General features: G+C 69.0%; 21 protein-coding genes and 4 pseudogenes. 17 read left to right on the top strand and 8 right to left on the bottom strand.

Going from position 1 to position 22,715, the window contains the following annotated elements; genetic code table 11:
* Positions 1 to 27: 27 nt before the first annotated feature.
* Complete coding sequence (locus tag CRP56_RS45325) at positions 28 to 333, bottom strand: hypothetical protein (RefSeq protein WP_097275933.1); 306 nt, start codon at positions 331 to 333, stop codon at positions 28 to 30.
* Positions 334 to 436: 103 nt separating this feature from the next.
* On the opposite strand from CRP56_RS45325, the gene CRP56_RS47370 reads away from it, so the two are divergent.
* The 4 genes from CRP56_RS47370 (at position 437) to CRP56_RS45315 (ending at position 2,624) form a co-directional block, all read left to right on the top strand.
* On the top strand, positions 437 to 706 hold the full coding sequence (locus CRP56_RS47370; protein ID WP_143665030.1) for a hypothetical protein: 270 nt from the start codon (positions 437 to 439) through the stop codon (positions 704 to 706).
* Between the two features lie 147 nt (positions 707 to 853).
* The gene (locus CRP56_RS48945; RefSeq protein ID WP_257042385.1) at positions 854 to 982 is read left to right on the top strand and encodes a hypothetical protein; all 129 of its coding nucleotides are present in this window, start codon (positions 854 to 856) and stop codon (positions 980 to 982) included.
* 215 nt (positions 983 to 1,197) lie between these two features.
* A complete protein-coding gene (locus tag CRP56_RS45320; RefSeq protein WP_097275931.1) occupies positions 1,198 to 1,791 on the top strand; it encodes a TetR/AcrR family transcriptional regulator in 594 nt (197 codons plus the stop codon).
* On the top strand, positions 1,788 to 2,624 hold the full coding sequence (locus CRP56_RS45315; protein WP_097275929.1) for an alpha/beta fold hydrolase: 837 nt from the start codon (positions 1,788 to 1,790) through the stop codon (positions 2,622 to 2,624). Before CRP56_RS45320 ends, CRP56_RS45315 begins: the two co-directional genes overlap by 4 nt.
* Positions 2,625 to 2,722: 98 nt before the next feature.
* Here CRP56_RS45315 and CRP56_RS48110 read toward each other — a convergent pair whose 3' ends face one another.
* Positions 2,723 to 3,001 carry a hypothetical protein gene (locus CRP56_RS48110; protein WP_373559794.1) on the bottom strand — a complete coding sequence of 93 codons (279 nt, stop codon included), beginning with the start codon at positions 2,999 to 3,001 and terminating at the stop codon, positions 2,723 to 2,725.
* A gap of 355 nt (positions 3,002 to 3,356) precedes the next feature.
* On the opposite strand from CRP56_RS48110, the pseudogene CRP56_RS49195 reads away from it, so the two are divergent.
* Positions 3,357 to 3,734 (top strand): annotated as a pseudogene (locus CRP56_RS49195) (NF041680 family putative transposase); the annotation flags it as partial.
* Positions 3,735 to 4,458: 724 nt separating this feature from the next.
* A complete protein-coding gene (locus CRP56_RS45295; RefSeq protein ID WP_097275925.1) occupies positions 4,459 to 4,968 on the top strand; it encodes a DUF2199 domain-containing protein in 510 nt (169 codons plus the stop codon).
* Between the two features lie 11 nt (positions 4,969 to 4,979).
* Here CRP56_RS45295 and CRP56_RS47365 read toward each other — a convergent pair whose 3' ends face one another.
* Positions 4,980 to 5,282: a hypothetical protein gene (locus CRP56_RS47365; RefSeq protein WP_143665029.1), complete on the bottom strand. Its 303-nt coding sequence runs from the start codon at positions 5,280 to 5,282 to the stop codon at positions 4,980 to 4,982.
* 916 nt (positions 5,283 to 6,198) lie between these two features.
* Complete coding sequence (locus CRP56_RS48940) at positions 6,199 to 6,570, bottom strand: RHS repeat-associated core domain-containing protein (RefSeq protein ID WP_373559793.1); 372 nt, start codon at positions 6,568 to 6,570, stop codon at positions 6,199 to 6,201.
* A gap of 406 nt (positions 6,571 to 6,976) precedes the next feature.
* Here CRP56_RS48940 and CRP56_RS48935 point away from each other — a divergent pair, with 406 nt between their 5' ends.
* Positions 6,977 to 7,099, top strand: coding sequence for a hypothetical protein (locus CRP56_RS48935; RefSeq protein WP_257042384.1), 123 nt, complete (start codon positions 6,977 to 6,979; stop codon positions 7,097 to 7,099).
* Between the two features lie 97 nt (positions 7,100 to 7,196).
* Here CRP56_RS48935 and CRP56_RS45275 read toward each other — a convergent pair whose 3' ends face one another.
* Positions 7,197 to 8,066 carry an SDR family oxidoreductase gene (locus CRP56_RS45275; protein ID WP_097275919.1) on the bottom strand — a complete coding sequence of 290 codons (870 nt, stop codon included), beginning with the start codon at positions 8,064 to 8,066 and terminating at the stop codon, positions 7,197 to 7,199.
* A gap of 144 nt (positions 8,067 to 8,210) precedes the next feature.
* Here CRP56_RS45275 and CRP56_RS45270 point away from each other — a divergent pair, with 144 nt between their 5' ends.
* The 3 genes and pseudogenes from CRP56_RS45270 (at position 8,211) to CRP56_RS47360 (ending at position 9,413) form a co-directional block, all read left to right on the top strand.
* Entirely contained in the window at positions 8,211 to 8,615 is a 405-nt protein-coding gene (locus CRP56_RS45270) for a winged helix-turn-helix transcriptional regulator (RefSeq protein WP_097275917.1), read from the top strand.
* Between the two features lie 152 nt (positions 8,616 to 8,767).
* Positions 8,768 to 9,040: pseudogene (locus CRP56_RS49440) on the top strand (DUF6292 family protein); the annotation flags it as partial.
* Positions 9,041 to 9,083: 43 nt separating this feature from the next.
* A complete protein-coding gene (locus CRP56_RS47360) occupies positions 9,084 to 9,413 on the top strand; it encodes a hypothetical protein (RefSeq protein WP_143665028.1) in 330 nt (109 codons plus the stop codon).
* 218 nt (positions 9,414 to 9,631) lie between these two features.
* Here CRP56_RS47360 and CRP56_RS45260 read toward each other — a convergent pair whose 3' ends face one another.
* The 3 genes from CRP56_RS45260 to CRP56_RS45250 all read right to left on the bottom strand — a co-directional run bounded on the left by CRP56_RS45260 (position 9,632) and on the right by CRP56_RS45250 (position 16,406).
* Positions 9,632 to 10,309 carry a hypothetical protein gene (locus CRP56_RS45260; RefSeq protein WP_097275913.1) on the bottom strand — a complete coding sequence of 226 codons (678 nt, stop codon included), beginning with the start codon at positions 10,307 to 10,309 and terminating at the stop codon, positions 9,632 to 9,634.
* A 246-nt stretch (positions 10,310 to 10,555) separates the two neighbouring features.
* Positions 10,556 to 13,600, bottom strand: coding sequence for an FG-GAP-like repeat-containing protein (locus CRP56_RS45255; protein ID WP_101924623.1), 3,045 nt, complete (start codon positions 13,598 to 13,600; stop codon positions 10,556 to 10,558).
* A gap of 763 nt (positions 13,601 to 14,363) precedes the next feature.
* Positions 14,364 to 16,406, bottom strand: coding sequence for a cell wall-binding repeat-containing protein (locus tag CRP56_RS45250; protein ID WP_097275908.1), 2,043 nt, complete (start codon positions 16,404 to 16,406; stop codon positions 14,364 to 14,366).
* Between the two features lie 426 nt (positions 16,407 to 16,832).
* On the opposite strand from CRP56_RS45250, the gene CRP56_RS48930 reads away from it, so the two are divergent.
* From CRP56_RS48930 to CRP56_RS45210, 7 genes and pseudogenes are all read left to right on the top strand, one after another.
* Entirely contained in the window at positions 16,833 to 17,336 is a 504-nt protein-coding gene (locus tag CRP56_RS48930; RefSeq protein WP_257042381.1) for a hypothetical protein, read from the top strand.
* A gap of 299 nt (positions 17,337 to 17,635) precedes the next feature.
* Positions 17,636 to 19,228, top strand: a pseudogene (gene fxsT, locus CRP56_RS49435) (FxSxx-COOH system tetratricopeptide repeat protein); the annotation flags it as partial.
* A 332-nt stretch (positions 19,229 to 19,560) separates the two neighbouring features.
* Complete coding sequence (locus CRP56_RS45230; protein WP_097275904.1) at positions 19,561 to 19,875, top strand: tetratricopeptide repeat protein; 315 nt, start codon at positions 19,561 to 19,563, stop codon at positions 19,873 to 19,875.
* Positions 19,876 to 20,087: 212 nt separating this feature from the next.
* The gene (locus CRP56_RS45225) at positions 20,088 to 20,549 is read left to right on the top strand and encodes a hypothetical protein (protein WP_097275902.1); all 462 of its coding nucleotides are present in this window, start codon (positions 20,088 to 20,090) and stop codon (positions 20,547 to 20,549) included.
* A 197-nt stretch (positions 20,550 to 20,746) separates the two neighbouring features.
* Positions 20,747 to 21,007: a toll/interleukin-1 receptor domain-containing protein gene (locus CRP56_RS49430; RefSeq protein ID WP_097275900.1), complete on the top strand. Its 261-nt coding sequence runs from the start codon at positions 20,747 to 20,749 to the stop codon at positions 21,005 to 21,007.
* A 9-nt stretch (positions 21,008 to 21,016) separates the two neighbouring features.
* Complete coding sequence (locus CRP56_RS45215; protein ID WP_097275898.1) at positions 21,017 to 21,466, top strand: hypothetical protein; 450 nt, start codon at positions 21,017 to 21,019, stop codon at positions 21,464 to 21,466.
* 106 nt (positions 21,467 to 21,572) lie between these two features.
* A pseudogene (locus CRP56_RS45210) lies at positions 21,573 to 22,699 on the top strand (IS630 family transposase).
* Positions 22,700 to 22,715: the final 16 nt, after the last annotated feature.

The raw sequence follows: 22,715 nt of genomic DNA, 5'->3' as shown, positions 1-22,715 counted from the left end.
ACAGCCCCCCAATTCGTGCCGATCCGATCAGGGTGAGATGAAGATGAGTGCGGCGGTCGGCAGGAGAGTACCCAGGATGCTGAGCGACCAGTAGCCGCGAGCGTCGAGCGAAGTCCGGCGTGCCAGAGGCCGGTTAGCGGCAGACCAGAGCAGCAGGTAAAGAGCGACGATGGGGACGATGATCACCAGCCACAGGGCCATGCCGTCGTTCTCCGTGGGTTCCCGAGGGCCCGCCCAGTTCGCTGCCAGGAACCAGAGCAGCCAGATCGGCACCATTGCCGGGACTCCAAGCAGCAGGTTCACGCCCAGGGCTGTGTACCAACGTCCGGCCATCTCGACCCCTCCCCGTAATCGTCTGCGGAGACGGTACAGCGATGGTCCGGGGGCGAGTGATGGAACATGGTGTCGTGTACTGATCTGCACCGTCTGTCGGCGAGTGAACCCGGTACGCGCGTCCCCCGCCGCCTCAGCCGTCTACCAGCGCCTTCCCGACGACTCCAAGGCTGCGCGTCGTTCGGGGCTGACTCTGTTGGCATGGTGGCGGGTGTCGGTGCTGAACGACCCCAGCCCCGGCGGCTTCCTGTCGACGTCCTCGCGGGTGCTGGCGCGGTACGCGCTGGTGCCCCTCGCGGGGGTGGAGTTGGCGGGCCGCAGCGATGCTCTTGTCCCAGCCCGCGTGAACGGGCGGTGTCGACGGCAGGCTTGATCGCGTCTGGGGTGTGATTCGGGGGACGCCGGGGCGCTGCATGGAAGGGACACGGTTGGCGTGCAACCTGGGCTGCTGCAGTCGGAGTGTGAGGGGGTGCCGCGTTCAGCGGTACCGGGTTCGACATCTACTTGGAGGGAGGAGACCGTGCGTAAAGCCGTGCTCGGCTTGTTCGTGGCCCTGGTGGCGGCACTCGCGGTGGCGCCGCTCGTCGACGCCGGTACCGGCCAGACCCAGACCGTCGCATGCTGCGGCGGCATGCCAGGCCATCCGTAAAGGGGAACGCGTCGTTGGGCCCGGTCTGTGCCTGCGTGCAGTCCGGGCTGCGTTTGCCCGTCCTCGTGGCTGAACAGGGGCCGGCAGGCTATGCACCGGGCACGGACTCGGGTATGTCCGCAACCGCAGTACCGGCGTGAGCCACCCCCCTTCCTACTTGCTTTCCTAGGGACCCTAGGTTAAAACTAGAGCCCCTAGGATCATGGGGAGGGTGAATGCCGCGGGCGGGGCTGACGGCGCAACGGGTGACGATCGCGGGCGCCGAGCTGGCGGATGAGGTCGGGCTCGACCAAGTGACCATGTCGCAGGTGGCGCGGCGGCTCGGCGTGAAGGATGCCAGCCTCTACACGCACGTCCGTGGCCTGGAGGATCTGCGCGGACGGATCGCGCTCCTGGCTGCGGACGAGAAGACCATTCGTATCGCGGAGGCGACCTCCGGGCGGGCGGGTAAGGACGCGCTGGTCGCGTTCGCCAACGCCTGGCGGGAGTACGCCCACACGCATCCCGGCCGCTACACAGCGACGCAGACCCCGATCCAGATCGACCCTGAACTGGCCGCAAAAGCGCCCGGACCACGGCGTGCGGTCGAGCTGACCTACGGCATGCTGCGCGGCTACGGACTCACCGAGCCCGACCTCACCGACGCGGTCCGGTTGCTGCGCAGCACGTTCCACGGCTTCGTCGCCTTGGAGGCCGCGGGTGGGTTCGCGCACGAGCGTTCGCCGCAACAGTCCTGGGTCCGCGCCCTCGACGCCCTCCACACCCTCCTGGAGCACTGGCCCCTGTCCCGAGAAAGAGACTCCGCATGACCGACCCGACCATCGGCAGCCTGCGCGTGAACGGCGCGACCCTGCACTACGAAGTGCGCGGCCAGGGCCCGCTCCTGCTGCTGATCCCCGGAGGGGCAGGCGACGCGGCCTCCTTCGACGGCATCGCCGACGACCTGGCCGCCGAATACACCGTCGCGGCCTACGACCCGCGCGGCATGTCCCGAAGCACGCTGGACGACCCCGAGGCCGAACAGCGAGTGGCCGAGCACGCCGATGACGCGTTCCGGATGCTGGAACTGCTGTCGCCCGGTGAGCCCGCGCGCGTTTTCGGTTCCAGCTCGGGCGCGATCGCCGCCCTGCACCTGCTCACCGCCCATCCCGAACGCATCGACCGTCTCGTGGCGCACGAGCCGCCGGTCGTGGAGGTCCTTCCGGACGCGTCCGAACATCGCGCGCTCGTTGCTCGCGTACAGGCAACGCTCCACGCAGAGGGGCTCATGCCGGCGATGGCCGTGTTCGCTGAGGGTCTGAAGAAGGACGGCGACACCACCGAGCCGAAGGCCGGGATCAAGCTTCCGCCGCAGGCCGCGGCGCGGATTGAGCGGACGATGGCCAACCTGCCCTACTTTGTTGGGCGCATTGTGCCCGGCTTCATGTCCTACGCCCCGGACATCCAACGGCTGGAGGAACTGTCGGACCGGCTCGTACTCGCCGGCGGCGAGGACTCACGCGGCGAACTGCCCTACCGCCCGGCCGCTTTCCTGGCCGAGCGCCTCAGCACGGAACTCTGGCACTTCCCCGGCGGGCACACCGGCCTGACCACGCACCCCGCGAAGTTTGGCGAACTCCTCCGGAAGGCCTTCCGAGCCTAGACCCGAAACAGACTCGCCTGGGTCGGCACCCACCCAGGGTGGTCAGTGAACGTCACGTCCGTAACTGGCGGTACATGAGGAAATCCTCGTGGCCGATGTCATGCTGGTCCACAGCGCGGGCCCTTTTCGGGGGCGGTGACGGCTTCTTCGAGGAGCACTTCCGCGCGGGTGCTGCAGCCCCCTCGGTCGGCGTCGATCCAGTGGCGGAACTTGGTGCGTTCATAGCCGGTGCGGTCTTCGTCCTGGACGGTGAGGGCGGCCAGCGCGTCGCGGACGGGTACGGGGATGCTGTCGCCGGGAGCAGCGTGCGCGGTGCTGGGGGTGAGCAGAGCGGTGAGGGTGCAGACGGCCGCGGCGGCGGTGCGGGCAAGACGCACGGGGCGGGATTCCTCTCGAAGATCACCAACAGGTCCGGGATCTTCGTAGCGGCAGCGGGCCGCCTCACGTGCGGGCTTCGGTTCTTGGCTCACTCTCCTGGGTGGGTAAGTCGCATCATCGATCCGCGTGTTCCCAGGTGTCCTGCCGCTGGTAGGGATGAATTCCCGGCGGCTGGGGTGGGAGAAGGAGCTGGTTCGCCGCGCGCGGCGGGCGCTTGAGTGCCAGACTGGCCGGGTGCCCGCCAGGCTCCCCCGTCTTGGCGGGCACAGCCGTGTCCTGGTCCGGTGTCGAGGCGCGTTGCGGGCAGAGCGTGCCGTCCGGCTGGGGTGGGCGGCGGTGCTGTGGCTGGGGTAGCCCCGACTCCGCAGCTCGGAAGCGGCCGACCGGTGGACCTGGCTCGTGATCGTTGCCTATGCCCAGCTCCGACTCGCCCGACCGCTGGCCACCGACCTCCGCAGGCCCTGGGAGAAGCCGACCGAGCCGAACAGGCTCACGCCCGCCCGCGTCCGCAGAGTGTTCAGGAACCTGCACGCGAAGACCGGCTCCCCGGCTGGTGCACCGAAACCATCAACGCCCGGACCAGGAAGGCCGTCAGGCTCAAAGAACCAGCGACCGGCCACCCGGCACGACGTCGGGCGAGTCCTCGCCACCGGCGAGGCGTTCAGCCGTCCCGCCCACCACAAAGTCGGCACCAAGCCCCGCCGCGGGGCACCTGAAGTCCCGCCCGCCTGAAACGGCAGGAAGCCGACCAGGTTGAATGGCTCCATGGCGAGACGGAAGCGGGAGAAAAAGAGACGATCTCCCATCGGCATGCCGAAGGACATCATCCTGCTCGCGACGCCGGAAGGCTGGCGCCACAGTCTCCTTACCGAGGACGGCGGGATGCACTGCGGGCGCCTCACCGACGTTCCGGTCAACGCCGCCCAGCCGAGGCACAGGCCGCCGCAGCGGCCATGGTGGTGGGACTCGCGCACGACTTCCACGAAGCGCGCGTCGACGTGACCTGGGATCCGCCCCGGGAACCCGGGTCCTGGACCGCACAGGTCACCGTTGTCGCGTCCCCGCCGAACGCCTTTGGTTAAACGACAAGCTGAATCGCGGCATCTATTGGGCCATGGCACTCGTAGGGGAGGCTGCTATCGCTGGCCTCGTGTACTTCGCCTGGGCCCTGGCCGTGCTCAAGGCCGCGCTGCTGGCCACCGATGCTTGTTGTCCGCGGACAACAAGCATCGGTGGCCAGCGGGAGCGCAAGACCATCTCTGCGTCACGAGTAGCTGACCTGTCTCAGCGAAGATGCACCGGTCTCACTGAAGATTGACGACCGGCCTGTTCGTCTCATCGAAGTTTCACCAGACGGGACCGGCGAGCCGGGTCTGGATGATGGCGGCAGCGTGCCACCAGCGGCTGTTGGACGGCCCGGGGAAACCCCTGTGCGGGTGCTCGCTAGGCTCGCGCCATGTCTAACGATCTCGGTTTCACGTGCTCATGCTGCGGCGACCACCATGCAGAGCTCCCCATGAGCTACTCGACCATGGCCCCGGACGTCTGGGATCCCAGCTTCGAGAGTGATCCGGACAGCATGCTGTCGTCCGACCAGTGCGTGATCAAGGGCCAGCACTTCTTCATCAGGGGGTTGATCGAGATACCTGTGATCGGCGGCCAGGACGTGTTCTCCTGGGGTGTCTGGGTCTCTCTGAGCAAGGACAATTTCGCCCGTGCTCTTGAGGTGTGGAACACGGAGGGCCGCGAGGCCGAGAGGCCGTACTTCGGCTGGCTCAGCACCGAGCTCGCGCTCTATTCCGAGGGCACTACCAACCTGAAGACCAACGCCCACACGCGACCGGTCGGCAAGCGCCCCTTCATCGAGCTGGAGCCCACCGACCACCCGCTCGCCGTCGAACAGCGCACCGGGATCACGCAGGACCGCGTGCGTGAGATCGCCATGGCTGTGCTGCATCCGGCCTGAGTCATCACAGGTCAAGGCTTGGCGAGGGCGCGCGGTGGCGGAGGGAGCCGGACGGTTTCCTCGGGGAAGAAGACGTCGTAGAACTTGTAGCCGTAGGCGGCCACGAACCTGTGGTGCAACAAGTGGGCCTTGACCGATTGGACGAGCGGGTCGGTCTCCTCGGGCGCGTAGCCGCCCAGGACGTATCGGCGGGTGACCTCTTCAGCCAGCCAGCCGATGTGTCCGGACTGTCTGGCTCTCCGGATCCACTCCGCGTTGGCCAGGAGCCCAGTGAGGGTGACGATCTGCGGGTGAAAGAGGATGGCGAGGGTCATGGATGGTGAGGCAGCCTGCCCTCGAACGTCGCGTAGGTGGAACTGCGCCTCGGCGATCCCGCTCGAGCCACGACTCGTAGCCCACGTGACCGACCATCGTCACCGCCCAGTACCAGCCTGCGAAGCTCTCCCCGCCCTTCGTCCAGCGGAACGGACGTACCCACTCAACCTCTCGAAGCGCACGTCCCAGGCCTTGCCCAACGGCAACCTATGACGCTCCGCAGACCTCAGAAAGTCCAGCTCAAACGCCGAAAGCGCCTCGTCACCGAATGCTCGTGCAGGTGTGGCCACCGTCGTCCCGCCCCTCGCAAGCCCAACAGCCGCGAACGTAGGGCAGCGACCCGTCAAACTTCAGTGAGAACGGTCAAACTTCACTGAGACGAGTCAGTAGCGAAGGTTCCTGACAGCCGAAGGCCCTCGTAGGCGAAGCAGGCGCGCCGAGAGAATCGTGGCTGACCGTCGCTTCGCGGTACTTGCACAAGGTCGTCAGGCGACGTCGTGCAGCAGCGGCACATCCCTTCCATGGAACGGGTTGAGGTCACGGCAGCCGGGGCATCGTCTCGCCAGACACCCCATCCACTCCGGCTTTCTGCGCAGGCGGACCGGATTCGCTGCCGGAGACCTGAGCTATGGCTGGTTTCGCTTGATGTTGCCGACAAACAGTCGGCCAGCTGCGTAAATGCACACGAGCATCCCCAGGAGTACCCAGCCCCCCTTTACGCCGGAGACTATGAGAAAGACAGAGAAGGCCACGCCGAGGACGACGAAAATGGTGGCGAACAGCATGTAGCGCTTGACCGCTGCTCGCTGTTCAACGGTCCATCCGACTCGAGGCACGATTCCTCCCAAGTGACGGCACGCGGGCCGGACACACGTCCGGCCCGCGTGGTGGTTTAGCCGCCGACAGCGTTCGACGCTATCTGGCCGGCGCTCCATGAGATGTCGTAGCATCCGGCTGCCGCATCGAGCCATCCCCCAAGCGTTGCCGGAGCCGCCGCCGATACGGCGCTTCCGCAGATTGCGGCGGTGACCCCACCCGCCAACGCTCCGGCGACGTCGCCCCAGAGGGCCCTGCTGGCCCGGCCCCTTGAACCAGGTGCCAGGTGCCGGTGGCGAGGTCACCGATCGGCCCGAGGGCGTCGGCCACCCCGGTCGGGCTGAGCAGACCATTTGGGTCGGTCCGGTTGATCGGGTCGCCGCCTGTGTAGAGGTAGGGGTTGGTTTCCTGTCCGGAGGGGTCGGGTTGGGTGAAGCGGCCCAGCTGGGGGTCGTAGTAGCGGGCGCCCATCTTGTACAGGCCCGTCGGGTCGAGGTAGGCGCCGCTGTAACGGAACGGCTGGGGGGGCTGCCTCCGTGGTGGTCCCTCGGGGCAGGCCCGTCGGGCCGTAGGCGTAGGTGTGGGTGCGCTTGCCTGCGTCGTCGACGAGGCCCTGCGTGTGGCTGCGCTCCGGGCTCGTCTTCAGCGTGCGGTTGAGGAACAGTGCAAGCAGGTCGTCATCGCTCATACTCCTCAGTGCGGCCGCGGCGTCGAACGTTACAAGGGGCACCGGAATCGTTCTCGCCCGGCGAACCGTTCCTCGGCACCATGTGCCCCGAACTCCCAGACGCTGGCGGGGCCGCCGTCAACTGACCGCTGAGGTGAAGGAACGTCGTCATCACTCGCCTTGGCCGTGACACCCGCACACGCCTCTCCCTTGAGCGACGCACCGACCTCAGACCTCGACGCCCCGTCTGCCGCGCTGGCGCAACAGACGGGCATCCTCAACGTCCACAAGGCCGCCGACCTGCAAAGGTTCGCCGAGGCCCAGGACTGGTGACCATCTACTATCTGCGGCCCCGGCCCCGGCCTCGCCGAGACCGGCCTGGCAATCGGACCCACCTGAGCAACCCGGTCACATCACGAGTGCAACCTCATCAACGCAGGGCGGCCGTGACTGCCTCGGCCAGGGTCACGGGCGGGCGGCCGATAAGGCGGCGCAAGTCGCCGGAGTCGGTGTACATCTCGCCGCGCTTCATACCGCGGTCAGCGTCAGCGAGGACCTCCGCCAGCTCGGCGGGCAGGCCCACGGAGGCCAGTACCTGGGCGAATTCGGCCACCGGAAGGTCAGCGTAGGAAACCTGCTTTCCGGCCGCAGAGGAGATCGCGGCGGCGAGCTCGGTCAGGGTGAAGGATTCGTCCCCGCCGAGCTCGTACACGGCGCCGGTGTGGCCTTCGCCGGTGAGGACAACCGCTGCGGCCTCGGCGTAGTCGGCGCGGGACGCGGCGCTGATCCGCCCGTCGCCTGCGGCGCCGACGACCGCGCCGTTCTGCAGGATCTGCGACAGTTGGCTGGTGTAGTTCTCCAGGTACCAGCCGTTGCGCAGCAGCACGCTGGGGATTCCGCGGTCCCGCAGATACCCCTCGGTCTCGCGGTGCGTGGCACCGATGACGGTGGTGGCCGCGTCCGCGTGCGTCGTGCTCGTGTACGCCACCAGCGACACCCCCGCGGACGCCGCGGCGTCGATCACGCGGCGGTGGTTGGCGACCCGCTCGCCCACGGGGACCGAGGCCGAGATCAGCAGCAGCCTGTCCGCCCCCGCGAATGCCTCGGCCAGGCCGTCGGTGTCCGCGAAGTCGGCGCGGCGTACCGTGATGCCTCGGTCGGCCAGATCCTTGATCCCGGCTATGTCCCGGCCGGTCGCGATGATGTCCGCGGCCGGGATCCCGCGCCGCAGCAGTGCCTCGACGGTGAGCCTGCCCAGCTGGCCGGTGGCTCCGGTGACGACGATCGGCATGATGGTCATTCCTTCCTTCCGCGCGTGCCTCGCACGCCCGCCGCGGTCCGTCCGCCGCGGGATGAAACACAGAATGACCTGCACACTCTCTTTTGGGGAGTAGCCACTTCCTGGTAGGGTACTTACCGCAGCGAAAGCATTGAGGTGAGCCGTATGGCTGCTGTCGAGAAAGTGATCGGGCCCATGCCGTCATTCGATCCGTACGAGCGCGGCTGCCCGTCGCGGGACCTGCTCGACCAGATCGGCAGCAAATGGGCGGTCCTCGTGCTGGGCGAACTCGGCCGGAACGGGACCTCCCGGTTCAGTCATCTCCGGCAGGCGCTGGCGGGCGTGAGCGAGAAGATGCTCACCCAGACACTGCGCACCCTCGAACGCGACGGGCTGGTCAGCCGAACCGTCTACCCAGAGGTGCCACCGCACGTGGAGTATGAGCTGACCGCACTCGGCCAGACGCTACGCGAACCGCTGAAGGCGCTCACGGAGTGGTCCGTGCTCCACATCGAAGAAGTCGTCACCGCCCGCGAACAGTACGACGACCGCACCGAGCGCACCAGGTAATCAGCGACGGCCGGCGGTCTATTCACAGACGGCCCCCTCACCGAGACCGGCCCGACAATCAGACCCACCTGAGCCCCAGCTGCACCGCCTGACCCAGAGGGGCGTGGCCGACCAGCTCACCCCGCCCCGAGGGACTGCCGCACTGGCCATATGTGCGCGCTGTCGATGACGCGTTGGCCGCTCGCGGTATCCCGCCCGGTTCGGTACGGGCCGACTGCACCACCCGCGACCACGGCGGCCTGACCACCTACATGTGGCTGACCTGGGACGCCAGCCGTACCAGCTACCGCAGCAGCGGCATCCGCCTGCACTGGCAGGAGCGCCGCGGCTGGTTCTACGCCCTCACCGGCCTCAACACCCGCGACGTCCTCCTTTACGTGCCGCTCGCCCCGCTGCGCACCGTCGTCCGTGACCCGGAGCAGGTCACGGACGTCGCCGACCATCTGGTCCGCTTCCGTCAGATCCCTGATGCGGAGTACCGCACGGAGTGGGGCGGGAGAGGAACCGCGCGCGGCCGCCGGCGCCTTCCGCCGCGCCGTCCTTGGCCTGCCGCCGCTCGGACATCCCGAGACGGCCACCGGCCCCGGCAGGGCGCCGGACGCGGAGAAGGAGCAGGGCATGCAGCTGACGATCGACACCCTCACCGACACCTACGAGCAGGCACTCGCCGCCGTGCAGGCCATCTACGGACACAACGAGGACGTCCCGCACGGCCGTTCACTGAGCGACCTCGGGCAAGCACTCCGGCCGGGCCCCGAGAACGCGAGCGGCGACAGCCCGGGGGCGGCCGGGACGTAGCCTGACCGGCTGCCCAAGGGCAGCGGACCCCGGGCGCTCGCCGTCGTCGTGCTGCGGGAGGCCGAAGGCAGGCTGTCCGTCCCGCTGGGGGCACCGTGCGCTGCGTCCAGAACGAAGGCGGGGCGGTTTGTAGCCCAGCGGACGAACGGCTTCGACAAAAACCAAAACCACAAGGATCCGCTGTCCGGCGTCACACGGAGCCACTCTGTCGTTGCCGTTCAAGAGGTAAGAAGGACCGCGTACGCGAAGACCAGGCGGCGGTCCAGCCACCCCGCCCGGACGAGGAAGCGATGCTGGGCGTCCGACGTCAGCACCAGCTCGCCGTCGGCCTTCCACTCCAGGACGCGTGACTTGGCGGGCTGGTCGCCGCCCTCCGAACCCATGTCGGCCACGGCCTGTACGGCGCCCAGCAGGAACTTCCCGGCGCCCTTCTGGACCATCTCGGTCACCCCGCCCTTCGCCCACTCCGCGCTGCTCACGATCTCGGCGTGCCCCGGCTGTTCGATGCGCCAGGTCGGCTTGAGCGCGTGCTTGAGCGGGGGGATACGGCGGACCGCGCCGACGACCTGGCCCTGCCCGTCGCGGACGGCATAGCGGCGGGCGCCGTCGACCTCCTCGGGACCGTCGACGGAGCAGAGCAGACTCCGGCCCTCCACGTCCTCGTACAGGCGGAGATCGCTCGCGGTCCCCTGCGGGGGAAAGAAGGCGCAGGGGGCGTGGACCCGCTGCATGCCGCCGCCGTGCGGGACTCGGAAGGCCCGGACGCCGAGCACGGGACGTTTGCGCCCGCCGGTCGCCGGCCGCTCCTCGTCCCCGATGGCGAACTCCCAGGCGTCGGCCCAGGGCACGACGGGGACGGGAAGCTCGTCGACGTGCTTGTTCTTGCCGAACACCATCTGCCTCCACGCTCGCTGTGCCGGGCCGCACTCCTGCCGTCTGCCGCCCTACCGTTTCACCGGGCACCCTAACTTGACGCTCTACGGGCTGGTCCGCGTCATCCGTACGGCGTCGTCCGTCAGCCTCCGAGGACTGCACGACCGATGTGGTCATGGTCAACGTGTGCCGGCGTCTGACCGGGCGGCCATCGCGCGGCCTCCGCACGGTGGCCGCCCGGGATGCGTCGGGCCTTGGCTGAGGTGTGGTCAGAAGATGCCCTTGTACCCCTGCCATCCGGTCGCGATCTTCGTACGGGCCCCGAACGAGCCCTTCCCGCTACCCGTGTTGCGCCAGATCGCGCCCGAGGTGTCCCGGGAGATGATGTCGGCCTTCCCGTCGCCGGTGATGTCGCCGACGCCGACGATGACGTTGTACGACGATCCCCAGTTCGTGGCGAGCTTTACCCGCGCCTTGAAGCCGCCGGTGCCGTTCCCGTCGTAGCGCCACAGGGTGTTCGACTTGTCCTGGGCCAACAGGTCTCCGCGGCCGTCGCCGTTGAAGTCGCCGACGCCCACGATCTTCTTGTACGTCTTCCAGTTGTCGTAGAGCTTCACACGCGCCGACAGCTTGCTCGTGCTCGTGCCCTTGTAGAGGTACACGGCGCCGGTGGAGCTGTTGCGGGCGATGAGGTCGGGCCGCCCGTCGCCGTTCACGTCCCCCGGCGAGGTCAGAACGTCGTACTGGTTCCAGCCCGTGCCGAGCGAGGTGCGCGGTGTGTCGGTGAGGAAGGCCTGTCCACGCCAGGTCCGGTACGTCCTCAGTTCACCGCTGCTGAAGCGGACGAGGACGTCGTTCTGACGGTCGCCGTTCAGGTCGCCGAAGGGGACCAGGGTCACGGTAGAGGGCCAGCCCGAGGCGGGCATGGCCTTGCCGAGGCCTCCCGTGCCGTTGCCCGGTCGGTAGCTGATGACACCGGACGAACTGAGGGTCATCACGTCGCCGATCCCGTCGGGCGCCCAGGTGTCGTAGTTGGTGAAGTCGCGGCCCACGGCTGCCCCGTAGGACACGCGCACCGTCTTGGTGACCGACAATGCGGGCCCCGAGCCGTCGGCGGGCTGCGCCGTCAGCTTGAAGGTGTACGTGCCGTTGGGGACGTACACGCCCTTGTCGTCGCGGTCGTCCCACCGCGTGGTCAGGTTGCCCGAGACCTCGCCGCCGGCCAGCGTGCGGACCACCGTGCCGGTGGCCTTGCTGGTGAGCGTGGCCTTCCAGGAGGCGGCAGGCTTGGAGAGCAGCCCGCGCCACTGCCACCACTCCTCGCCGCCGCTGTTGCCCGCCACCTGGGACTCGATCACTCCGAGGGCCTGCGTGGCGACATTGCTGGGCACGAGGTGGATGCGCCGGTCGGCGTCGACGTAGGCCACGGGTCCGCCAAACTTGTCGACTGTCCAGGTCACCCCGCGCCGGCTGGCGGCGCCGGCCGCGAGGTCGCCGATCTTATGGGTGGCTGTGGTGCCGTCGGCGAACGAGGTGAGCAGGAGCGCGCCGGCCGCCGTGTCGTGCCGTACAACAAAGCCGTCGCCCAGCAGGGCCTCGCCGGAGGGGACGGCGATGTTCTTCTTCGCCGTACGGTCCCATACCCCCGCCTTCGCGGTCGGGCCGCAGGACCAGTAGATCCAACGGCCCACCGTCTGCAGCTCCTTGGCCGCGCACGGGGCGCCGGTGGCGATCGTGTCGGTGACCTTGCCGGTCTTGAGGTCCTTCGCGGTGACGACACCTGTCCCGGAGCCCGGCGTCCACACCTTGGTACCCCAGACGGAGGCGGCCGTGACCGAGCGGGTCACGATCGGCTGGAGGTCGGAGTACACGCCGAGGTCGCCGATGTACTGCTTGGCCGGGGAGGAGCCGTTGACGATCGCGTAACGGCCAGTGACGTCGAGGAGGGCCCCGGAGGCGGAGGGCACCCGGAAGAAGCCAGCCGCGTCGTTCTTGAACACGGACTGGACGTACGAGCCACTGGCGGGGTCGGAGTCGGCGGTGAAGGTCACCGCCCTGCCGTCCCCGGTGGCGTACGGGCCCACGTTGTAGCCGTCCCAGTCCTGCCAGGTGGGTGCGCCCGGCGTGCCGTCGGCGGCGATCGGCCGGGTGAAGTACGCGCCCATGAAACTAGCGTCGGCCTCGTCGGTGGCCAGCATGCCGTTCTGCAGCGACAGCCGGTCGATCCTCGCGGCGACCGGCGGTACCGCGGTCAGTTCCGTCAGCGCCGGGGCGGCCGACCCCGTGTCGGCGACCCGGCGCACCGCCCAGCTGCCGGAGTCGCTGCCGCCCACGGCCAGCAGGCCGCCGTCCGGCGCAGTGACGAGGGAGGTGTTCGCGTGCCGCAACACGGTGACCGGGTCACCGCCCGCCAGGGGCACGGCCATCAGCCGCTCGCCGGACTTGTCGACCCAGTCTTGCGGGCTCCCCGGCACCGAACGGGCCACCACCAGCCAGTTCCCGGCGATACCCACGGACGGGGTGCCCTCCGTACCGGGCAGCTTCAGCGCCGTTGCGGGGGCGGACAGGTCGGCGCGGTCCAGGACGTGGGCGGACCAGAGACCAGACCACCACACCAGCCGGTCCGCGCTCAGCGCGACGCCGGTCGGCACGACGTTCAGCACCACGTCGCCGGTGACCTTCGCGGTGGCCAGGTCGACCAGCATCAGGTGCTGCACACCGTTCGGCTGCGCGTAGTTGAGGACGGCGGTGGTGCTGTCGCCGCCCAGGACGGTGAAGTTGGAGGTGATACCACTCGGCCATCCCTCGACGGGGGTGCCGTCGACCGGCGCGCCCGCACCGTAGAGCCACGGTGTGCGGTTGCCCTCGGCGTCCCGGGCCTGGGTCAGCACGTGGCTGCCGAAGGTGGCCTGGTAGGTGCCGTGGGTGAGGGCGACGCCCGTGCTGGTCCCGGCGGCCATGTCCCTGAGGACGACCTTCTCGGTGGGCGAGACGACCTCGGCGACGACGTCGGACGACGAGCCCAGGTAGCCGGGGATCTCCAGGGAGGGCAGGTCGCCCAGTTCGCTCGTCGCACCAGTGGCGTACGACGTCCACAGATAGCCGGAACGACCCTCCTGCGCATGCAGATAGCCGCCCGGCCCCGCGCTGCGGATCCGGTCTGCCCGCGGGACATAACGGTTGGACTGGAAGACCTTCTCCGCCGCCAGGGCGGTGCCGGCGGAGGCGGGGGCACCGAGGGTGATCCCTCCGGCGGTCGCGGCGAGGACCGTCAGTGCGGCTATGACCCCGCGGGCAGTGGTGCGTCTGGCCAACGTCGGCTCCTGGGCCTGTGGTCGAGACAAAGGCAGAGCATGACGGGACGACGGCAGCCCAACAGGCGCATGCCACATGAACGTTGGAATCTTTCCGGCCCCCCGGCCGTCCCCCCAAGCACGGTTGAATGAGGCTAACACCAGCCAGTGCGGCCGCGCTGGTCAGTCCTGCTGCCGCCGCCTGCGGCGATGAGGGTGTGCGAGCGGCGGGGGCGGTTGGGAAGACGGGTTGGCCCCGCTGTTCGAGGTGTCGACGTCTGCAGCCGCTTGGCCAGCCAGCAGCGCTCGGCATCAAACCCAGCACAACCGCCAACTACGCGGCCTGGTCCCGGCCATCGGGAACGGCCTGGTGATCGGCAGGAGAACTGCGGTGTGGCTCCGAAGGTGACCGCGGTGTTCCTCTGCTGGCGCAGAAGGCAGCCAAGGAGTGACCGACGGCTGGCGTCACGCTGTCCCGAACAGTGGCACGTCGCCCGGCGCGATGTCGGTGCGGATAGCTGGTACCAGGCACGTATTCCAGGGCTGCGGTATTCCTGCGCCAGTAGGGCCTCTTGGCGACAGGCGCTGGGTGGCGCCAGCGGCCCACGCTGTCTGTGGCGACATCCACGGTGACTTCGGCGACGCGGGCCGACCCATGAGCCTGACCGTGAGTCTCGCGTTCCTCAGGTCGTGGTCAAGGGGGTGTGTGATAGCGGCGACGGTGTTCCTGACCCGGGTGGCGGGGGCGCCGACCAGCTGATCGGTGCCCCCGCCACCTGACGGACTACTGGTGCCGGACCGTCCTGAGGGATTCCAGGTGTGGGTCTGAGCCGGTCGGGCCCGTGCGGGCCACGGTGTCCTGCTGACCGCCGTTGGTCCGGGCCGCGTAGGTGCTCTGCAGGGACGTCGCCGGGATGACGCCGTTGTAGTACGGGTGGTACACGAACTGGCTCGCGCTCGCGCTGATCGCGGCGCCCGCGGTGTCCAGGGCGGCCTTGGCGACCGAACCGGTGCCGCCGAACGCGATCACGGAGTTCGTGCTCGCCGACTCGCGCAGCAGGTAGCTCTTGACCTCGCTGGAGAGGCTGTCCTTGGCGGTCCACAGGACGGGCCCGAAGACGTTCATGGCCGCACCCGCGGAGACGCCGCCGCGCCAGGAACTGGTGTAGGCGAGTGCGGCGGTGCTGGGCGCGGACCACCAGAACTTGGCGATGGCGACCGAGGTGGCCTCGTTCGTCGGCGCCGTGATCGGGTAGTACGAGAACGTCGACGGCCAGTTGGAGAAGTACGTGTGCGTCAGGGCGTACTTCGCCGAGGAACCCACCGTGATGATCATGGTGTTGTTCGGGTTCAGGCTGTTCAGGTACGACTTCACCGACGAGGTCAGCGAGTTGCCGTTGTTGAGCACGACGCTGCCCGCGCTGCTCGTGCCGTCGGCCCCGGCCGCCGCGGCGGCCGCGAGCGCCGAGTGGTAGTCGGTGCCGGTGGCCAGGAAGACGTACTTCGGGCTGCTCGTCACCGACTTGGCGACGGCGACCGAGGTGGCGTAGCGGTCGGTGCCGGACAGCCGCTTCGGGGTGAAGCCGAGCGAGCTGACCTGCGAGGAGACCGTGCTGGTCAGGATGGACGTGCCACCGATGAGGTAGACGTTCGAGCCCGGCTTCAGGGTGCGCTTGAGCTCGTTCTTCACCGCGGTCGTCAGGCCGCTCTTGGTGGTGCCGAGGACCGGGCCGTGCTTCTTGCCGGCGAGGGCGGGCGCGGTGAGCGAGTACGCCGAGTCGTCGCGGTTGATCAGCACGGCGGCCTTGGCGTCCATCAGGCCCGGGACCTTGGTGCCGCCGTAGGTGTTCCAGGTCCAGCGCGAGGAGGCGATGTTGCTGGCGTAGACGTCGGAGCCCCAGACACGGCCCGCGGAGTTCTTGCGCAGCGGCTGCCAGCTGGGGTTGCTGCCCTTCGGCGTGCCGGGGATCGCGGTCGGCGTCCCGGTGGCCACGTCGACGTACTCCGTGGTGTGCACGTCGGAGCTGTCGCCGGAGGTGTGGACGTCGGCGATGAGCCGGGTGCCGGTCGGCGACCAGGACGGGTTCGCGTAGCCCCGGCCGTCGGTGGTGATCTGCTTGATGTCGGTGCCGTCGGCGTTCGCGGTGAACAGCTGGCTGAGGCCGCCGTTCACGTTCCGCACGAAGGCGATTTTGGTGCCGTCCGGGGAGAACGCCGGCTGTGCGGCGTCGGCGATGACGCGCTTGACCGTGTTCGCGGACGAGTCGTAGACCCAGACGCCGTCGTTGTCGTAGCAGCCGTAGTTGATGCGGCGGGAGAAGGCCATCAGGCCGTTCGGGCTGACCGTCGGGTCCTCGTCGCAGACAGAGGCCGGCTCCTGGGTGGCCGACAGCAGGGGCTTGGGGGCCCACGCGCCGTCGGAGGGGCCGTAGACGAGCTGGCCGCCGGTGGAGTAGACGATGTAGCGGCCGCCCCACCAGAAGGCGATGTCCTTCTGCTCGGCGCTGGAGCGCACGCCCGTCGCCCAGGGCAGGCTGAACCGCGAGCTGCCGTCGGGCCGTTCGCTGGCGAGCTGGCCCCATTCGGAGACGATCCGGCTGCCGTCCGGAGCCCAGGCCGCGTAGTTTCCCATGTGGGTGCCCACCTGGGTGGCGGTCCCGGTGGCCGGATCGACCAGCGTCGGGCCGTCGGTGAGGATCTTGCCCTCGGTGCCGGGCCAGGGCCCGGCGTCGGCGGCGGCGCCCGGAGCGCTGGCCAGGGTGCCCACCGCGGCGAGCGCCGCCGCGGTCGCGAGCGCCGCGGCACGGCGGCGCGTGAACTGTCTCAAGTTGTTGACCCCCCATGGATCACGAACACAGGCCCCGCACAGGGGCGGAGTAACTGTAGATGCCACGGGGATGCATGGGAACAGAGTTTCGGGGGAAAGGCATCACGTTTCGCATGCGGCCGCTCGCCCCAGCAGCAGCTCCCGCTCCCGCTCGTTGCACGTGAGCCCGGCGGCCCGCAGGAACTCCTCGCGCGCCCCCGCGGCGCGGCCAGCTGGTCTTGGGCGAGCTTGTCGGAGTACCCCTTCGCGTCGACCTGGCAAGGCGCCGAGACCGGCAATGCCGACTTCAGCCAGCGCATGATCAACGCGACGCTAGAGCGAGGACGGCGGCCGGGCTCTGAGCCGCTTCTACCTGTATAACCGCATCATCGAAAAGGACAAGTTCCTGGTGTGGATCAAGTAGCTGCCAGGTCGGAGGACTCCCGTATGAGCGACGCTGTCGAGACGGGGAACGGCCTCGTCCCTGTTCAGCACCATCAGTTCGACATCAGCGACGAGGACGGGTCCGCCGGCGACGGCCTGGACCGCGGCCACAACGGCCTCGTCCGCGTCACCGACGGTGCCATCACCGTGATGACGGGCATCCACACCGGCGACGTCGACGTCACGGTCACCCTCCACCACACCGAGCCCGCACCCGACCGGGGCGGCTGGCAGGAGATCGTCGAGATCTCGCCCGACTCGGCGTCCGGTGAACTCATGGTCCGCGGCATCATGGACGACTTGGACGAGGAACTGCCCGCTCTGTCGTTCAACGGGCCCGGCAGCTACCGGCTGCGCATTCACGCACGCGGTCGGGACACCGCCGTCGACCAGGCGCCCGACGAGGTCACCGAGTGGTACCTCATCCAGGCCTGGCCGGCACCCGCCCACGAAGTAACGGTGCTGCGCCAGACCGACACGTACGGAGCATCAGTGCGCACGCACTGACCGCAGGTGGTGGCACGAGACCCCGGCCTTACCGTGGCGGGTGGCCGGGGTCTTGCGGTGCACTTCGTTGACCATCCGGTTCAACGAGGGCTCGACGGCTGACGTCACGCCGTACGTGCCGCGGGAGCGCGGTCCGATGCCGGGCCGGCCGACACGGTGGGCCCGCGCCGACGGCGTGCGACGCGGACCCACCGGGACCCTACCGTGCCTTGGACGGATGGTGGTGAACACGCTGCCGGTCAAGGCCCGCTGCTCATAGGCTGGTTGGTGGCGTACGGCGGCAAGGTGCGGGGGCATGGATGGCTGGCACGGGGGCGTCTGACGGTGCGTCGGACGAAGTGTGGTTCATCAGTCATGCGGGTGCGGATCGGGCGTGGGCGGAGTGGATTGCCTGGCAGCTCCTGGAGGCCGGCCTCGAGGTCGACTTGGACTGCTGGGACTGGGGTGCGGGGGAGAGTTTCATCGCGAAGATGAACGCGGCGTTGGAGCGGGGCCGGATGTTGGCCTTGTACTCCCCGGCGTATTTCGATCCCGAGCGTTTCACCACGATGGAGTGGGAGGCGATGCTGGCGATGCGGGAGAAGATCACCCCGGTGCGTATCGCTGACACCATGCCGCCGCCTGTCCTGCGTCCGCTGATTGCTCCGTCCCTGTTCGGCATCGAGGAGGGCGAGGCGCGTCGGGTGTTGCTGGCGGCGGTCAACGGTCCTTCCCGGCCGCAAGCTGAGCCGCCCTTCCCCGGCTCCGGCGGGGTGCTGCGGCAGGTGGGCGCGAGTGGTCCGCGTCTGCCGGGCAGTCTGCCGCGGGTGTGGAATCTGCCGCCCCGCAACGCCGCCTTCACCGGCCGCGACGGCCTCCTCATCGAGTTGCGACAGGCTTTGGCCGTGGGCAGCCGGGTGGCGGTGCAGGCCTTGCACGGGCGCGGTGGGGTGGGCAAGACGCAGCTGGCGATCGAGTACGCCTACCGGTTCGGGGGTGAGTACGAGCTGGCCTGGTGGATCGCCGCGGAGGATGCGGCCCTGATCCCCGATCAGCTCGCCGCGCTCGCTGCCCGGACCGGGGCCGCGCCGGTCGGCATGCCGGTGGCGGAGGCGGTGCAGCTGCTTCTGGAGGAGTTACGAACGCGGTCGCGGTGGCTGCTGGTCTTCGACAACGCCGAAGAGCCCGAAGCCCTGTCCGGTTTCCTGCCCGGTGGCACCGGCCATGTGGTGATCACCTCTCGCAACCCCAACTGGCAGGTATTCGCGACCTCGCTGGGCGTGGATGTCTTCTCCCGCACCGAATCCTGCGCCCTGCTGGGTACGCACCACCGTGTCCTGGACGAGGCCGAGGCCGACGCTCTCGCCCAGGCTCTGGACGACCTGCCCCTCGCTCTCACCCAGGCCGGCTCTCTGCTGAGCGGCGGCTTGTCGGCTGCGGATCTGAGGAGCGAACTGGCCGCGAACACCGTGGCGGTGCTGGCCGAGGGCCGGCCGGCCGGGTATCCGGTGTCGCTGGCCGCGCAGATCCGCCTGAGTGCCGACTGCCTGGCAGCGGAGCATCCGGGCGCGCGGCTGTTGCTGTCGGCGCTGTCGCTGCTGGCACCCGACCCTTTCCCTGTCACCGTCTGCGCCGGCCACCTCCCCGACGACCAGGCCTCCGCACCGCTGGCCGAAGCCTTGGCATCGCGTCTGGCGGCTGGCCCGGTGCTGCGGGCGATCGGCCAGCATAGTCTGGGCCGGGTGCGGGACGGCAGCGTGCAGCTGCACCAGCTGACCCAGGCGGTCCTGGCTGACCAGCTCACCCCGCCCCAGCACGAGGACGCGGTGCGCGATGCCGAAGCCCTCCTGACCGCCGCCCACCCCGGCAACCAGGGGTGGCCGCAGCATTGGCCGGCCTGGCAGGTGCTGCTCCCGCACGCCTTGGTCATCGAGCCCACCCGTCTGACCACCAGCCGGGGTCGGGAGGTGATGCGTGCGGGGTGCTGGTATCTGATGGAGCGCGGGCAGGCACGCCCGGCCCGCGAGCGCCTGCAACAGCTGTACTACACCTGTCTGCAGCAGTTGGGCCCCGACCATGACGACACGCTGAACGTCGCCAATGCCCTGGCCCGCGCCTACGGCGACACTCAGGAGCATGAAAGCGCCCGCGCCCTGGACGAAGACACCCTCGCCCGCCGCCGACGCCTCAAAGGCGGCGACGACCCCGCCACCCTGATCAGCGCTGGCAACCTTGCCATTCGGTTGTGGGCGCTGGGACGCACGAGGAAGCCCTCGCTCTGGACGAGAGAACTCTCGAGGCGCTGCGTCGGGTGTTGGGGGTGGAACATCCGGACACGCTGCGCACGGCGACCGGACTGGCCGCCGACCTGGCGGACGTGGGTCGAGTGGAGGAGGCGGTGGATCTGGGTGAAGAGACGTTGGGGGTGCAGCGTCGGGTGTTGGGGGTGGAGCATCCGAACACCCTGGCTACGGCACACAACCTGGCGGTCCGGTTGGCGGCTGTGGGTCGGGTGGAGGAGGCGAGAACGCGCTGCGCACCCTGCGCCACCACGGTGTGATCGAAGCCCGCTACCGGCAGTTCGTCGTCCGCGACGTCGACGCGCTGCGCCACTTCGTCGGGGCCTGACACCACCCCCGGACGTCGCCTTTCCCGCGCAGGCCCGCCCTACCGGTATCGGCCCGCCCGGACCCACCACCCTTACCCGGACGCCCCCCGGTGCACCCCTGCGCCGTTCGGCGTCCCCTTCACCTGGAACGGACTCCTACCACGATGATCACCACCATGCTGGCGATCGGCACGGGCGCCGGCACCCTTGCGGTGTCGACCGTCTCCGCGCTCACCGCCGGCGTCCTCGGCACTTACACCCTGCTGCACCACCAGCAGGTCTTCGCATGGATGCGCAGCATCCGCCGCACAGACCAGACGAACGCCGAACTCGACAAGCCCGACCAGTGGCTCGCCGACCTCTACACGGCCCAGTGCCGCCTCGCCCACAAGCCCTGCCGCGCAGGCGACTTCGAGGACATCACCCAGATCGGCACCATGCTCCGGGGCGTCGCCGACCACACGCCCGCGATCGCCGCCGAGCTGGCCCGGGTCCTCGAACGGATCGAGGAGTACGTCGACACCGCGCTGCCCGAGCCCGGACCCGGTCCCGCGGTGAAGATCCCCGTCCTGGAGCACCGCATGCAGTTGGGTGAAGGCGATGAAGCAGGACAGCGCCCGCGGTGAACTCGCCCGGGCGGTGGTGGCCGCACAACAGAAGATCACCCAGCTCAAGCGCGGCTGACCACACGTCACGAGGCAGAAGCCGCCCTCAGACCCTCCCCGCAGCGGCACCGGATCCGTCGCCACGGCCAGCCACGCTGGTCCCGGATCCGGTGCCGTGGGGTGGCACCCGCAGCAGCGAGCGCCCTGCGGCCTGGTGAATGCCAGGGGCGGGCATGGGCTTCGGCCTCTACGCTTGCACCGGTACGAACGCGTGGTTTCGGGGGGACACGATGGCCACGATTGAGGCATCTGGCAACGCGCCTGACGGTACGTCTGACCAGGTGTGGTTCATCAGTCATGCGGGTGCGGATCAGGCGTGGGCGGAATGGATCGCCTGGCAGCTGTTGGATGCCGGTCTTGAGGTGGAGCTGGACTGCTGGGACTGGGGTGCGGGCCCCCTCATCACCTCTCGCCTCTAGGATGAAAGCGTGCTCAAGCCCCCGCCGCGTCCCGGCCGCTGGATCGCCGCTGTGGCACCTCTCCTGCTGCTCACCGCTTGTACCACCGACGAGACGGCGAAGGTCTCGGTGGACCAGGTCGTCGGACATTGGCAGGGGCCGGACGGGGAAGAAATCACCTTCTCCGCCGACCGGAAGTTCACCGCGTCGGGCCTCGATTCGAAGAAGCTCGCCGGGGAGGACTGCCCCGGGGGGAAATCGGCCGGTGGATGGGGATTCTTCGTCGACGACACCAACGGAGGCCACATGTCGAAGGCCGCGAAGTCCGGCTCTCAGGTCGGCATCGGTCTGGCACGCAAGTACTGGGACTGGAACTGCACGATGAATTTCGCCGTGGTGGACGACGGCAAGACACTGTGCGCCACCAATGACCCCGACGTCGCCTGCGGCCTCGACGTGCGCTTCACGCGCAGAAAGTGACCGCGTCACCACGGCTTCGCTAGTGCTGTGACCGAGTAGGTTCGCCGGGTCGGTGGTCGTGGCGGTTGGATAGGGGATGACGCCCGATCTGACCGCTGGAGGTGCGGTGGCTGAGCCTGTCCGTGTGCGCAGACTGACTGACCAGGAGGGGCAGAGACTGCAGCAGATTGTACGCCGGGGCAGCACCAAGTTCGGTGCGGTACCGGCGAGCGATGATGCTGCTGGCCTCGGCCGGCGGGAACCGGGTGCCGGTGATCGCCCAGCTGGTGCAGGCCGACGAGGACACCGTCCGCGACGTGATCCACTGCTTCAACGAGATCGGCCTGGCCTGCCTGGACCCTCGATGGGCGGGAGGCCGTCCCCGCCAACTCAGCGATGACGACGAGGACTTCGTCATCGCGAAGGCCACCACCCGCCCCGCCAAACTCGGCCAGCCGTTCACCCGCTGGTCACTGCGCAAACTCGTCGCTTACCTGCGAAAAGTCCACGACCGTGTGATCCTCATCGGTCGCGAGACCATACGCGGCCTGCTCGCCCGCCGCGGCGTCACCTTCCAACGCACCAAGACCTGGAAGGAATCCCCCGACCCGGACCGCGAGGCGAAGCTGGACCGGATCGAGGAGGTCCTGGACCGCTTCCCCGACCGGGTGTTCGCCCTCGACGAGTTCGGACCGCTCGGAATCCGGCCGACCGCAGGCTCGGGCTGGGCCGCCGGAAGCGCCCCGACCGGATTCCAGCCACCTACCACCGTACGCACGGGGTGCGCTACTTCCACGGCTGCTACTCGATCGGCGACGACCGCCTGTGGGGCAACCACCGCAGGAACGGCGCCGCGAACACGCTGGCCGCGCTGAAGTCGATCCGCGCGGCCCGACCCGACGGCGCACCCATCTACGTCATCCTGGACAACCTGTCCGCCCACAAAGGCGCCGACATCCGCCGCTGGGCGAAGAAGCACAAGGTCGAGCTGTGCTTCACCCGACCTACGCCTCGTGGGCCAACCCCATCGAAGCCCACTTCGGACCGCTGCGGCAGTTCACCATCGCCAACTCCAAACACCCCAACCACCCCAACCACACCGTGCAGACCCGGGTCCTGCACGCCTACCTGCGCTGGCGCAACGCCAACGCTCGCCACCGCGATGTCCTGGCCGCCGAACGCAAGGAACGCGCCCGTATCCGCAGCGAGAAAAACATCCGCTGGGGCGGACGCCCCCTCACCGCTGTTGCCTGATGCGCGGCATGCCACC

The organism is Streptomyces sp. TLI_55 (assembly GCF_900206255.1).
Classification (GTDB): Bacteria; Actinomycetota; Actinomycetes; order Streptomycetales; family Streptomycetaceae; genus Streptomyces; species Streptomyces aquilus.
This window is presented reverse-complemented; position numbering and strand designations above follow the sequence as displayed.

Bases quoted from the DNA above. Each gene is read 5' to 3' on its own strand.
- CRP56_RS45315 (WP_097275929.1), top strand. From the start codon at position 1,788: ATGACCGACCCGACCATCGGCAGCCTGCGCGTGAACGGCGCGACCCTG.
- CRP56_RS48930 (WP_257042381.1), top strand. From the start codon at position 16,833: ATGAGCGACGCTGTCGAGACGGGGAACGGCCTCGTCCCTGTTCAGCAC.
- CRP56_RS45270 (WP_097275917.1), top strand. From the start codon at position 8,211: ATGGCTGCTGTCGAGAAAGTGATCGGGCCCATGCCGTCATTCGATCCG.
- CRP56_RS45225 (WP_097275902.1), top strand. From the start codon at position 20,088: ATGATCACCACCATGCTGGCGATCGGCACGGGCGCCGGCACCCTTGCG.
- CRP56_RS49430 (WP_097275900.1), top strand. From the start codon at position 20,747: ATGCCAGGGGCGGGCATGGGCTTCGGCCTCTACGCTTGCACCGGTACG.
- CRP56_RS45260 (WP_097275913.1), bottom strand. From the start codon at position 10,309: ATGGTGTTCGGCAAGAACAAGCACGTCGACGAGCTTCCCGTCCCCGTC.
- CRP56_RS47365 (WP_143665029.1), bottom strand. From the start codon at position 5,282: ATGACCCTCGCCATCCTCTTTCACCCGCAGATCGTCACCCTCACTGGG.
- CRP56_RS45325 (WP_097275933.1), bottom strand. From the start codon at position 333: ATGGCCGGACGTTGGTACACAGCCCTGGGCGTGAACCTGCTGCTTGGA.
- CRP56_RS48940 (WP_373559793.1), bottom strand. From the start codon at position 6,570: ATGGGCGCCCGCTACTACGACCCCCAGCTGGGCCGCTTCACCCAACCC.
- CRP56_RS45275 (WP_097275919.1), bottom strand. From the start codon at position 8,066: ATGACCATCATGCCGATCGTCGTCACCGGAGCCACCGGCCAGCTGGGC.
- CRP56_RS45295 (WP_097275925.1), top strand. From the start codon at position 4,459: ATGTCTAACGATCTCGGTTTCACGTGCTCATGCTGCGGCGACCACCAT.
- CRP56_RS45320 (WP_097275931.1), top strand. From the start codon at position 1,198: ATGCCGCGGGCGGGGCTGACGGCGCAACGGGTGACGATCGCGGGCGCC.
- CRP56_RS47360 (WP_143665028.1), top strand. From the start codon at position 9,084: ATGCGGAGTACCGCACGGAGTGGGGCGGGAGAGGAACCGCGCGCGGCC.